Source organism: Duganella fentianensis, from assembly GCF_964031615.1.
In the GTDB taxonomy this organism is placed as follows: Bacteria; Pseudomonadota; Gammaproteobacteria; order Burkholderiales; family Burkholderiaceae_D; genus Rugamonas; species Rugamonas fentianensis_A.
Map to the genome: position 1 here is coordinate 65,285 of NZ_CAXIQN010000006.1, position 11,960 is coordinate 77,244.

An 11,960-nucleotide genomic window follows, 5' to 3' on the forward strand; every position below is an offset into this window, starting at 1 on the left:
GAGCCGTACACCCTGCAGCCTGTGCTGCTCCCGTTTATGCTCGCTCTGATCACCGCTGCCCCGTATTCCCTGATCCTGATGTCTGCCATCGGCACCATCTGGGCGCCTGCGATTACCCTCTCCCCCCGACGACAGATACCGCGCTGGCTGGTCATGGCCGTGCTAGCACTGGGCTGGGCCAGCATAGCGGGCGCACTGCATGCCGCCGGCTGGCTGGCCTTGGTGGCGCTGCTGCTATCGGCCCGGGCCTACGCCGATGCACCGCAGCGCGCTGTGCGTATCGCGGGTGGCCTACTCACGCTGCTACTGGCACTGGCGCTAGCCATGCACAAGGTACCGGGCTTCGTGAATCCCGTACTGCTCAAAGGGGTGCTGATTACACCGGACGCGATGCCATTTACCCAGTACGCCAATCTGGACAAAGCCTGCGTGGGACTAGTGCTGCTGGCACTGGTGAGCCAGCGCGTGAGCAGCATGGCGCAGTTACGCACTGCCCTGCGCTCGGTCGCCGTGATCGCTCCGGCCACCGTGCTGGCCGTCATGGCAGCGGCGCTGGCTAGCGGCTTCGTGCACATCGATGTCAAACTGCCCGCCTATACGCTGCAGTTCATCTTGGTGAATCTGTTCTTTACAGTGATTGCGGAAGAGACCTTCTTCCGTGGTCTGATACAGGGCCAGCTGACGCGCTGGCTGGAGCAATGCTGGCCACAGGCACGCTGGTGCGGTCTGCTGGCAGTGCTGGTATCCGCCCTGCTGTTCGGCGCCGCCCATCTGGGCGGCGGTGCCGCCTATGCCGCGCTGGCGGCACTGGCTGGCGTGGGCTACGCTTACGCCTACCATGCCACGGGGCGCATCGAAGCGGCAATTGCCACGCACCTGCTGGTGAACACCGTCCACTTCATCGGCTTCACCTACCCCGCGCTGGCTGGCTAATCCGGCCTGAATCCGATGCAGCCTAGTGCAGTTGCAGTTCGATCTGCGGCAGCACGAGCGCCGTCTTGGGCATGCAGACGATGAAGGTACTGCCCTTGCCCGCTTCCGATTTGATCTGCAGCGTGCTGCTATGGCGCAGCAGCACGTGCTTGACGATGGCCAGTCCCAGCCCCGTACCCTGCGTCTCGCGCGAACGGCTCTTGTCGACGCGGTAGAAACGCTCGGTCAGGCGAGAGATGTGTTCGGTGCTGATGCCGATGCCGGTATCTTCCACCATGAACTTGGCACCGTTCTCCGTGCCTTTCCAGAGCAGATGAATCTTGCCGCCTGCCGGCGTGTAGCGCACCGCGTTCGAGGCCAGATTACCAAAAGCGCTATGCAATTCTTCGTAGCTGCCGGTGACATCGGGGCCGTCGATAGTGATGCTGATCTCGTGCCGGCCAGCAGACAGCGCTTCAGCATCGCGCTGCACCTGCTCCACCAGCCGCTTCACATCCACCCGCTCGGCGCGCAGCGGATAATCCACCGACTCCAGCCGTGACAGCGTCAGCATGTCTTCGATCAGATGCTGCATGCGGTGGCCCTGCTCCGTCATCAGCTTCAGATGGGCGCTGCGCGTCGCAGCATCCAGCCCTTCCGAGGCAGCGATTTCGAGGAAGCCCACAATCACGGTCAGCGGCGTACGCAGTTCGTGCGATGCATTGGCGATAAAGTCGCGCCGCATTTCTTCGATCCGCTCGCTCTCCGTCACATCGTGCGTGACCAGAATCTGGCGGCGGTTTTCGAACGGGATGATTTGCACGATCAGCTTGCGGTCGCGGAAACTGATGGTCAGCGGCTGATCGTAGCGGCCGAGAATGATGTAATCCATGAAATCGGGATTGCGCACCAGATTGGTCACGCGCATCCCCTTGTCGCGCTCATGGGTCAGTCCCAGATGCTTTTCGGCGGCGGGATTGCACCATTCGAGGAACAGCACATCGTCCATGATCACCACGCCATCGGGCAGCAGGTGCATGGCCTGACGGAAGCGCGCCAGCCATTCCGTCAGTTCGGCCTGATTCTTCTCGTCTTCGCGCCGCATCTTGTACAGCCGCGAGAAGATGCTGGTCCACGCGCCCCAGCCATCGGGCAGCTTGGCACTCTGCGGATCGTCCAGCCAGTTACTCAACTGGTAAAGATAGGATAGCTGGACAAACACCATCACGATCATGGCGCCCAGCGCCAGCACCAGTCCCTCTATCCAGCCAAACAGCCAGCCCAGCGTGGCGCACCCGCCCAGTATGATGGCGCTGCGCAGCGCCGCCGGCACCCAGAACAGCAACTTGGGATTCATCCGTCTCGCTTTCTATTTTTCCGACAGCATGTAGCCGACGCTACGCACCGTCTTGATCAAATGCTCGGCTTCCTTGAGCGCCTTACGCAGACGCAGCACATGCACATCCACCGTGCGCTCCTCGATCACCACATGGTCGCCCCAGACCTTATCGAGCAACTGGCTACGCGAGAAGACTCGTTCGGGGTGGGCCAGCAGGAACTTCAGCAGCTTGTATTCGGCATGGCCGATGTCGATCTTCTGCTGGTCCATCATCACCGTGCAGCTGACGGGATCGAGCACCACGTTGGCCGCGCGCATGGTGGCCTGGGCATGCTCGGGCGCCTTGCGCCGCAACAGCGCCTTGGCACGGGCCAGCAGTTCGCGTGGCGAGAACGGTTTGGTGATGTAATCGTCGGCGCCGTTATTCAGGCCGGCCAGCTTGTCCTCTTCCATACTCTTCGCCGTCAGCATGATGACGGGGATCTCGTTGAAGTGGCGGTCGGCGCGGATACGCGTCAGCAAACGCAGGCCGGTCTGGTCGGGCAGCATCCAGTCCAGCAGTATCAGTTGCGGCGTGCGGGTCTGCAGAAAGTCCCACGCTTCGCCGCAGCTTTGTACCGCAACACAGTTCCAGCCTGCTTCGCGCAGGGAGAAGGTCACCAGTTCGACAATCGCCGGCTCATCCTCGACGATCAGAATGGTAGTTTTATCAGATGCCATAGCTCTTTATTTTATAGTTATTGCGCTGTCCGTGGCGGCAGTTTATTCCGCCTGCTCCGGGGCGCTGTTTTCGATCTGCGCAGTTTTGGTGTGGCGGATATCCTTGCCATCGACCACGTAGATCACATATTCCGCAATATTCTTGGCGTGATCGCCGATCCGTTCGATCGCCTTGGCCACCCACAGCGTATCGAGCGCTGCCGAAATGGTACGGGGATCTTCCATCATAAAGGTAATCAGGTTACGCATGATGGAACGGAATTCGTGATCGATCACGGCATCCTGTGCAATCAGCTGCAAGGCGCGCTTGCCGTCGTTGCGGGCAAACGCGTCGAGCGCATCGTGCAGCATATCGCTGGCGTTGGTGGCGATGCCACGCACCATTTCATAGTGGCTCACCGTGACCGCGCCGCGCGCATGCAGCGCCTTGGCGATACGGGCGATCTTGGTGGCTTCATCGCCTATGCGTTCCAGATCGGTGATCACCTTGATGGTGGCCATGATGGTGCGCAGATCGTTGGCAGCAGGCTGACGGCGCACGATCAGGTGGCTGCAGGCGTCATCCAGCGACACTTCCAGCTGGTTGACGGCGTCGTCTTCGCGCATCACGCGATCGGCCCGCTCAGGGTTGCCAATGCGGAAGCAGGTCATGGCGTCAAGGAACTGGTTCTCGACGATGCCGCCCATCAGCAATACCTTGGAGCGGATGGATTCTAATTCGTTGTCGTACTGTTTGGATGAATGCTCACCGATCATGCTGCTCTCCGTAATCGTATGGGTATTATAAGGTTGATCAGCCGAAACGGCCGGTGATGTAATCCTGGGTTTCCTTACGGGCAGGATTCATGAAGATCTGGTCAGTCTCGCCGAATTCCACCAGCTCACCCAGATACATATAAGCCGTGTAGTCCGAGCAACGGGCAGCCTGCTGCATATTGTGGGTGACGATGGCGATGGTGTAATCACCTTTCAGTTCGCTGATCAGTTCTTCCACTTTCGAGGTCGAGATCGGGTCCAGTGCCGAGGTCGGTTCGTCCAGCAGCAGCACGTCCGGTTTTACGGCCACACCGCGGGCAATGCACAGACGCTGTTGCTGGCCGCCGGACAGCGACAGACCGCTCTTGCCCAGCTTGTCCTTTACTTCAGTCCACAGCGCAGCCTTTTTCAGCGCCCATTCCACCCGCTCGTCCATCTCGCCTTTCGACAGATCTTCATACAGACGCACACCGAAGGCGATATTGTCGTAGATCGACATCGGGAACGGGGTCGGCTTCTGGAACACCATGCCGACCTTGGCGCGCAGCATGTTGACGTCCTGCGTGCCTTCCAGAATGTTATGGCCGCGATACAGAATCTGGCCTTCGGCACGCTGTCCCGGATACAGGTCATACATGCGGTTCAGGGTGCGCAGCAGGGTCGATTTGCCGCAACCGGACGGGCCGATGAAGGCCGTCACCTGCTTCTCATGGATGTCGAGGTTGACGTTGTGCAGGCTCTGGCTCTTACCGTAGAAGAAATTCAGACCTTTGATTTCGATGATTTTCGGTTTGCCGTTCACGGCCACACTATTCTGGCTAGCTACCACGTTTTCTGCGCTCAATTGGGTATTCATGTAGGTTTCGCTCTATCAGATTAATTCGGTTGTTTCTGGCTAAACACAGTACGCGACAGGATGTTCAGCGCCAGCACGCTGAACGTCACCAGCAGGGCACCGCCCCACGCCAGGTCACGCCAGTTATCGTAAGGGCTCATGGCGAAGCCGTAGATCACTACCGGCAGGTTGGCCATCGGGCCGTTCATGTCGGCGCTGAAGAACTGGTTGTTCAGCGCGGTGAACAGCAGCGGTGCCGTCTCGCCCGAGATACGGGCAACCGCCAGCAGCACACCGGTGATGACACCGGCTTTCACGGCACGCAGACGCACCATCAGCGCTACTTTCCAGCGTGGCGCGCCCAGTGCGAAGGCGGCTTCCAGCAGGCTGTTCGGCACCAGTCGCAGCATATTGTCGGTAGTACGCACCACCACCGGCACGGCGATCAGCGCCAGTGCGATGGAACCAGCGTAGCCCGAGTAGTGCTTGGCCGTCGCCACGTACATGGCCCAGACGAACATACCGATCACGATGGACGGCGCCGACAGCATGATGTCGGTCACAAAGCGGGTCAGATTGGCCACCTTGTTTTCTTCGCCGTACTCGGCCAGATAGATGCCGGCCAGAATACCGATCGGCGTGCTGATCAGGGTCGACAGGCTGACGATCATCACCGTGCCGAAGATAGCATTCATGAGGCCGCCGCCTTCGCTACCGGGGGCCGGCGTGGTCTGGGTGAACATATTAATACTCAGTGCACCGAAACCTTTGATGGCCAGCGTGATCAATATCCACGCCAGCACCAGCAGGCCGATAGACATGGCGCCCACCGACAGCGCGATGCCGATGCGGTGCATGCGCAGACGCTTGCGGTACACCGGATTCATAACTTGCTTCATTTGACGCCTTCCTTGCGAGACATGCCAGCCAGCATCAGCTTGGCGGCGGACAGAACGATAAAGGTAATCACGAACAGGATCAGCGCCAGTGCGAACAACGAGGACGTGTGCAGTGGCGTATCCGATTCGGCGAACTCGTTGGCCAGCGTGGATGCGATCGAGTTACCGGCCGCGAACAGCGACCACGACAGCTTGTTGGCGTTACCGATCACGAAGGTCACGGCCATGGTTTCACCCAGCGCGCGGCCCAGACCCAGCATCACACCGCCCACCACACCGGTCTTGGTGTATGGCAGCACAATCTTGCGCACCACTTCCCAGCGCGTGCAACCCAGACCGTATGCCGACTCCTTCAGCACGGCGGGCACGATTTCGAACACATCGCGCATCACCGAAGAAATGAAAGGGATAATCATCACGGCCAGAATCAGCGCCGCCGTCAGGATACCGATGCCCATGGTAGGGCCGGTAAAGAACTGGCCGATGATGGGCAGCGGGCCCAGTACGCTTTTCATCAGTGGCTGCACATAGTCGCCGAACAGCGGGGCAAACACGAACAGCCCCCACATGCCGTAGATGATGGAAGGAATACCGGCCAGCAGTTCCACTGCCGTACCCAGCGGGCGGCGCAGCGGGGTCGGGCAGATTTCGGTCAGGAACAGGGCAATGCCGAAGCTGACAGGGAAAGCGATCAGCAGTGCGATGCCGGAAGTGGCCAGCGTGCCGACGATGGCGATTGCCGCGCCGTACTGGTCATTGACGGGGTCCCATTCCACCGTGGTGATGAAGCGGGGGCCAAATTCTTTGAAGGCCGGCCATGCGCCCACCATCAGCGAGGCGATAATCCCCAGCAGCACCGCCAGCACGGACAGCGCGAACAGCATGGTGGTTTTGTGGAAGAAGAAATCCTGAATGCGCTGGTTGCGCATGGTGCGGTGCATGGCACGCTGGGCGGCCTGTTCGGCATCGCTAGTGAGAGTAGTTTGGGCTGTGGCCATCTGTGCAGGCTCGTTGTTATTCAAGGGCGTGGAAGTGATATCAGCACTCATGTTGTGATCTCGTCGATGGAAGCTAGCCTGCGCCACCCGGTCGGGTAGCGCAGGCTAACCCCCTCGCCGCCAGAGCAGCGAAGGGGACCAAGGATTAGTAGATTGCTTTACCCGAAGCGTCTTTCAGGTTGGCTTTCCATGCGTCCTGTACTTGTTTCACAACAGCTGCTGGCAGTGGTACATAGTCCAGTTCGGTAGCTGCGGTGCCGCCATTTTTGAAGGCCCAGTCGAAGAACTTGATGACTTCCTTGCCTTTGGCTGCATCGGCCTGTGCTTTGTGCATCAGGATGAAGGACACGCCGGTGATAGGCCACGAGTTCTTGCCGGCCTGATCGGTCAGAACGACGCCGAAGCCCGGGGTCTTGGTCCATTCTGCATTGGCAGCAGCGGCTTTGAAGAAGTCATCATCCGGCTGCAGGAAGTTGCCATCCTTGTTTTTCAGCTGGGTGTGCGACATTTTGTTCTTCTTGGCGTAAGCCCACTCGACGTAGCCGATCGAACCCTTGATACGCTGAACGTTGGCAGCAACGCCTTCGTTACCTTTACCGCCTACACCTACCACCCACTTCACAGCGGTGCCAGCACCGATCTGGGTCTTGAAGGCTGGGCTGGTTTTCGACAGGTAGTCGGTGAACAGGAAGGAAGTACCGGAGCCGTCAGCGCGGTGTACCACGGTGATTTCGCCAGCAGGAATCTTCACGCCTGGATTCAGGGCAGCGATTTCCGGTGCGTTCCAGTTGGTGATCTTGCCCAGATATATGTCAGCCACCACAGGGCCGGTCAGTTTCAGCTGGCCAGGGGTTACGCCGTCCAGATTCACCACGGTCACCACGCCACCCATGATGGCAGGGAACTGCATCAGGCCTTCGGCATCCAGGTCTTCGACTTTCAGCGGCATGTCGGAAGCACCGAAGTCCACGGTTTTAGCTTTGATCTGTTTGATGCCGGCGCCCGAGCCGACCGACTGGTAGTTCAGACCGTTACCGGTGCTGGCCTTGTACGCTTCCGCCCATTTCGCATAGATAGGGTATGGGAAGGTTGCGCCGGCGCCGGTCATATCGGCGGCGTGTGCAGCGGACGAGAATGCCATTACAGCAGCCGCGCCAACTACCAGAGAGGAAAACAGATGTTTCAGTCGCATATCAAGTCCTTTGTTATGACGGGTTAGGATGCTGCGCAGTCTAACCAGCGTTTGTGACAGCTTTATGACATCAACAAAAAAACCTGATTTTTCCTCCGGCTCTAGCGAAATAGACGGTGCCCACTATGAAAAGTTCGCCGCAAGGGGACTAATATGACAGTCAGCGCTGTCATATTTCATGGTTTATGACAGACTTTTATGACAGGCTATGTCACGGACTTGTCATATTTGATGCTTACACTGACAACATTTACGTCACTCGGCGTAAAATGCAATAATTGCAAAGTGAACAAAAAGTCATGAAGCCAGACCTGTCCGCAGATGTAAGCAAGACCTCCGCCTTCCTCGACCGGGAAATTTCGCAACTGATGTTCAACCGGCGCGTGCTGGCGCAGGCGGAAGACCGCTCGATTCCCCTGCTGGAGCGGCTGCGCTATCTGTGCATCGCCAGCAGCAATCTGGATGAATTCTTCGAAGTACGGGTGGCCAGCCTGCTGGCCGCCGGCACCATCGACGGCACCCTGTCCAACCACCCTGCTCTGGTCGCCACACTGAACCGCATCAGCGACGAATGCCATGCACTGGTAGAACACCAGTATGAAATCCTCAATCAGGAAGTACTGCCCCAGCTGGCCGAAGCGGGCGTGCATCTGGTGCGCCACAACGAACGCAACGAAGCCCAGCGCGCCTGGGTCAAGGAATATTTCGATAATGAGGTGCGCCCCCTGCTGACGCCGATCGGGCTCGATCCGGCCCACCCGTTCCCGCAGGTGGTCAACAAGAGTCTGAATTTCATCGTCTCGCTGTCCGGCAAAGATGCTTTCGGCCGCGGCACGGCGATTGCCATCGTCAAAGCGCCACGCGTGCTGCCGCGGATTATCCGTCTGCCCGATCACCTGTCGGACAATGGCGGCATCTCGTTCTGCCTGCTGTCCTCGGTGATCCACGCTCACATCTCCGACCTGTTTGCCGGCCGCGAGGTACTGGCCTACTCGCAGTTCCGCGTCACCCGCGACAGTGATCTGTGGGTGGATGAAGATGAAGTCAAGAACCTGCGTCAGGCCTTGAAGGGCGAGCTGCAAGGCCGCCAGTTCGGCAAATCGGTACGGCTGGAAGTAGCCATGAACTGCCCGCCCGAACTGTCGCAGTTCCTGCTCAACCAGTTCGGTCTCGACCAGAGCCGCCTGTATGCGGTGAATGGCCCCGTGAATCTGGTGCGACTGACGGAAATTACCGAGCACGTCAACAAACCGGCGCTGCGTTTCCCGCCCTTCATCCCGGGCAATGCACGCAAAAATGCCAACCTCGATATTTTTGCCGAACTGCGCCAGCACGATATTCTGCTGCACCACCCTTACCAGACTTTCCAGACCGTTATCGATTTCATCCGCAGCGCGGCGACCGATCCCCATGTGGTGGCCATCAAGCAGACCATCTACCGCACCGGCATGAACTCGGACCTGATGGAATCGCTGATACTGGCGGCCCAGCAGGGTAAAGAAGTCACCGTCATCGTCGAACTCAAAGCCCGCTTCGACGAAGAAGCCAATATTAACTGGGCCGACAAGCTGGAACAGGCCGGCGCACAGGTGGTGTACGGTGTGGTGGGGCTGAAAACCCACGCCAAGGTCGCACTGGTGATCCGCCGCGAAGGCCACAAACTGCGCTACTACGCCCACCTCGGCACGGGCAACTACCACCCCAGCACCACCAAGTTCTATACCGACTTCGGCCTGCTCACCTGCCACGACGGCATTGCACGCGAAGTCAACGAAGTGTTCATCCACCTGACCAGCCTGACCAAACCGCACCGTTTATCGCATCTGTGGCTGGCACCATTCGCGCTGCAGAACGAAATCATCAAGGCGATCCGCAACGAAGCACGTATCGCGCGCGCGGGACGGCCGGCGCGGATTATAGTGAAGATTAATGCACTGGTCGACGAATCGGTGATCCGCGCGCTATATGCTGCGTCCAAGGATGGCGTAAAGATCGATCTGATCGTGCGTGGCGCCTGTACCCTCAAGCCCGGCGTGCCGGGGCTGTCGGAAAACATCCGCGTACGTTCCATCATAGGCCGCTTCCTCGAGCACAGCCGGATCTACTATTTCCGCAACGATCTGGCGCACGACATCCTGCTGGCCAGTGCCGACTGGATGAGCCGTAATCTGTTCCGCCGTATCGAAGTGGCTTTCCCCGTACTGGATAAGCAACTCAAACGGCGGGTGCTGGCGGAAGGGTTAAATCCTTACCTCAAGGACAACACTAACGCCTGGGAACTGGAACCTAACGGGCACTACCAGCGCCGCAAGCCGCGCGCCAAACAGGCCGCCCTGAGCGCGCAGCAGCACCTGATGGCAACGCTGGGCACACCTAGCCCGCAACTGGAGGACTGAGATGGATCTGATCCTGTGGCGCCACGCGGAAGCGGAAGACCCTGAGCCGGGCATGTCCGATCTGGAACGTGCGCTGACGGGCAAAGGCCAGAAACAGGCACGCCGCATGGGGCAGTGGCTGGGCTCGCAACTGCCCGATAGCTGCAAGGTACTGGTCAGCCCCGCCATCCGCACGCTGCAGACGGCCGAAGCGCTGGGGCGTAAATACCGCATCCACAACGATCTGGCCCCCGGCGCCGATGCCACCGACATCCTGAAAGCGGCCAACTGGCCGGCCAACAAGGATTCCGTGCTGGTAGTGGGCCATCAGCCCACGCTGGGACAGGTGGCGGCCCTGCTCATGACGGGCGAGGATATGGATTGGGAAATGCGCAAGGCCAGCGCATGGTGGTTCTGCCAGCACGATGCCGGCGATCCGGCCAGCCTGTACCTGAAAGCCGTGATGGCCGCCGACCTCGTGATGAAATGAAGACAGGCTGAGCTAACGCAAACAATTAACCTTGTAAAACGGCAATTGGCTGCTAGAGTGAAAGCGTATCAACCGGAGGGAGGATCGCATGTTCACCTTGCTCACCATGGGGATCTTCGGCGGAATGATCGCCCTAGTCGTGTATGAGATTATTGTCGAAATGCGCGGCAGCAAACACAAACTGACAGACCGCTATCACGAATAGCCACACCGGCCTAGAGCCTGACGGGCGCCCGCAGCTTACCACTGCCGGCGCCTTTGTTTTGCGCGGAACCGCAGAACGCGGCTCCGCTGGGGCTAATTACATGCCGGTCTTGAACTTGGTGTAGATGCGGGTAATGCTGCGGCGGATATCGGCCGGAACAGCTTCCGGCGCGGCCATGCGCTGCTTGTCGGCATCGGTCAGGAACACCGTATGGTTGCTGGCAATATCCTTGCGCACGAATTTCACGCTGGCCGAGTTCGGGTTGGCATAGAACACCTTGTTGGTCAGGCTGGCATGCACTTCCGGACGCATGATGTAGTTCATCCACAGGTGGGCATTGTTCGGATGGGGCGCATCAGCCGGTATCGCCATGGTGTCGAACACCAGCGCGGCCGAGGTCTTAGGCACCAGCACTTCGATCACATTGCCGTTCTTGGCGTCGATGGCGCGCTGACGGGCGATATTGATGTCACCGGACCAGCCCAGCGCCACGCAGACCGCGCCATTGGCCATGTCATTGATATAGCCGGAAGAACTGAACAGCGTCACGTAAGGACGGATGGACTGCAGCAACTTGCCCGCTTCCGTGTAGTCGGCCGCGTTCTTCGAGTAGGCCGGTTTGCCCAGATAGATCAGCGCGGCCGGCAGCACTTCGGACGGCGAATCGAGGAAGGACACCCCGCACGACTTCAGCTTGGCCGCATATTTCGGGTTGAAAATCAGATCCCAGGCATTATCCGGCATCGGCATGCCACCCAGCGCCGCCTTGACCTTGTTCACATTGATACCAACCGTGGTATAGCCCCACAGCCAGTCGATCAGGTATTCGTTGTTCGGATCAATGCTGGCCAGCTTGGCCTGAATCGCGGGATCCATGTTCTTCAGGTTAGGCAGCTTGCTCTTGTCCAGCTTGCGCAGCAGCTTGGCATCGATCTGCAGACGGGCCCATTGCGCGGTCGGCACCACGATATCGTAGCCCGACTTGCCCGCCGTCAGCTTGGAATTCAGAATCTCGTTGTTATCAAACAGGTCATAACGGACTTTGATACCGGTCTCTTTTTCAAAGTTTTTCACGGTATCGTCGGCAATATAGTCCGACCAGTTGTAGATATTGAGGACTTTTTCCTCTTGCGCCTGCGCTGCACCTGCCATCAGACCGGCTGCCAGCATCAGACCGCCAACGAACTTCCCTGCCATAACACCTCCAAAATAGGAATCGATCACTAGCCCGAATGATCG

11 protein-coding genes are annotated in these 11,960 nt (G+C 58.9%); 3 read left to right on the plus strand and 8 right to left on the minus strand.

All coding sequences use genetic code 11. The features are described 5' to 3' along the window. Positions 1-36: 36 nt before the first annotated feature. On the plus strand, positions 37-933 hold the full coding sequence (locus ABNT42_RS03675; protein ID WP_348694166.1) for a CPBP family glutamic-type intramembrane protease: 897 nt from the start codon (positions 37-39) through the stop codon (positions 931-933). A gap of 22 nt (positions 934-955) precedes the next feature. Here ABNT42_RS03675 and phoR read toward each other — a convergent pair whose 3' ends face one another. From phoR to pstS, 7 genes are all read right to left on the minus strand, one after another. After that, positions 956-2,269, minus strand: coding sequence for a phosphate regulon sensor histidine kinase PhoR (gene phoR, locus ABNT42_RS03680; RefSeq protein WP_348694169.1), 1,314 nt, complete (start codon positions 2,267-2,269; stop codon positions 956-958). 12 nt (positions 2,270-2,281) lie between these two features. Further along, positions 2,282-2,971 carry a response regulator gene (locus ABNT42_RS03685; protein ID WP_155433651.1) on the minus strand — a complete coding sequence of 230 codons (690 nt, stop codon included), beginning with the start codon at positions 2,969-2,971 and terminating at the stop codon, positions 2,282-2,284. A 42-nt stretch (positions 2,972-3,013) separates the two neighbouring features. Further along, positions 3,014-3,727 carry a phosphate signaling complex protein PhoU gene (phoU, locus tag ABNT42_RS03690; protein WP_348694171.1) on the minus strand — a complete coding sequence of 238 codons (714 nt, stop codon included), beginning with the start codon at positions 3,725-3,727 and terminating at the stop codon, positions 3,014-3,016. Between the two features lie 37 nt (positions 3,728-3,764). Beyond that, positions 3,765-4,583: a phosphate ABC transporter ATP-binding protein PstB gene (gene pstB, locus ABNT42_RS03695; RefSeq protein WP_348694173.1), complete on the minus strand. Its 819-nt coding sequence runs from the start codon at positions 4,581-4,583 to the stop codon at positions 3,765-3,767. Between the two features lie 20 nt (positions 4,584-4,603). Then, complete coding sequence (gene pstA, locus ABNT42_RS03700; RefSeq protein ID WP_348694176.1) at positions 4,604-5,461, minus strand: phosphate ABC transporter permease PstA; 858 nt, start codon at positions 5,459-5,461, stop codon at positions 4,604-4,606. Further along, positions 5,458-6,459, minus strand: a complete 1,002-nt coding sequence (gene pstC, locus ABNT42_RS03705) for a phosphate ABC transporter permease subunit PstC (protein WP_348694441.1) — start codon at positions 6,457-6,459, stop codon at positions 5,458-5,460. Before pstC ends, pstA begins: the two co-directional genes overlap by 4 nt. A 145-nt stretch (positions 6,460-6,604) precedes the next feature. Further along, positions 6,605-7,651: a phosphate ABC transporter substrate-binding protein PstS gene (gene pstS / locus ABNT42_RS03710; protein ID WP_348694179.1), complete on the minus strand. Its 1,047-nt coding sequence runs from the start codon at positions 7,649-7,651 to the stop codon at positions 6,605-6,607. A 299-nt stretch (positions 7,652-7,950) separates the two neighbouring features. On the opposite strand from pstS, the gene ppk1 reads away from it, so the two are divergent. Together ppk1 and sixA are read left to right on the plus strand one after the other, a co-directional pair. After that, entirely contained in the window at positions 7,951-10,047 is a 2,097-nt protein-coding gene (ppk1, locus tag ABNT42_RS03715; RefSeq protein WP_348694181.1) for a polyphosphate kinase 1, read from the plus strand. 1 nt (position 10,048) lies between these two features. Further along, a complete protein-coding gene (gene sixA / locus ABNT42_RS03720) occupies positions 10,049-10,516 on the plus strand; it encodes a phosphohistidine phosphatase SixA (protein WP_348694184.1) in 468 nt (155 codons plus the stop codon). A 301-nt stretch (positions 10,517-10,817) separates the two neighbouring features. On the opposite strand, the gene ABNT42_RS03725 is transcribed toward sixA, so the two are convergent. Next, the gene (locus ABNT42_RS03725) at positions 10,818-11,918 is read right to left on the minus strand and encodes a polyamine ABC transporter substrate-binding protein (RefSeq protein ID WP_348694187.1); all 1,101 of its coding nucleotides are present in this window, start codon (positions 11,916-11,918) and stop codon (positions 10,818-10,820) included. Positions 11,919-11,960: the final 42 nt, after the last annotated feature.

Excerpts from the sequence above, each read along its gene's own strand:
- ppk1 (WP_348694181.1), top strand. The coding sequence starts at position 7,951 with ATGAAGCCAGACCTGTCCGCAGATGTAAGCAAGACCTCCGCCTTCCTC.
- ABNT42_RS03685 (WP_155433651.1), bottom strand. The coding sequence starts at position 2,971 with ATGGCATCTGATAAAACTACCATTCTGATCGTCGAGGATGAGCCGGCG.
- phoU (WP_348694171.1), bottom strand. The coding sequence starts at position 3,727 with ATGATCGGTGAGCATTCATCCAAACAGTACGACAACGAATTAGAATCC.
- pstB (WP_348694173.1), bottom strand. The coding sequence starts at position 4,583 with ATGAATACCCAATTGAGCGCAGAAAACGTGGTAGCTAGCCAGAATAGT.
- sixA (WP_348694184.1), top strand. The coding sequence starts at position 10,049 with ATGGATCTGATCCTGTGGCGCCACGCGGAAGCGGAAGACCCTGAGCCG.
- pstA (WP_348694176.1), bottom strand. The coding sequence starts at position 5,461 with ATGAAGCAAGTTATGAATCCGGTGTACCGCAAGCGTCTGCGCATGCAC.
- phoR (WP_348694169.1), bottom strand. The coding sequence starts at position 2,269 with ATGAATCCCAAGTTGCTGTTCTGGGTGCCGGCGGCGCTGCGCAGCGCC.
- pstC (WP_348694441.1), bottom strand. The coding sequence starts at position 6,459 with ATGGCCACAGCCCAAACTACTCTCACTAGCGATGCCGAACAGGCCGCC.
- ABNT42_RS03725 (WP_348694187.1), bottom strand. The coding sequence starts at position 11,918 with ATGGCAGGGAAGTTCGTTGGCGGTCTGATGCTGGCAGCCGGTCTGATG.
- pstS (WP_348694179.1), bottom strand. The coding sequence starts at position 7,651 with ATGCGACTGAAACATCTGTTTTCCTCTCTGGTAGTTGGCGCGGCTGCT.
- ABNT42_RS03675 (WP_348694166.1), top strand. The coding sequence starts at position 37 with ATGCTCGCTCTGATCACCGCTGCCCCGTATTCCCTGATCCTGATGTCT.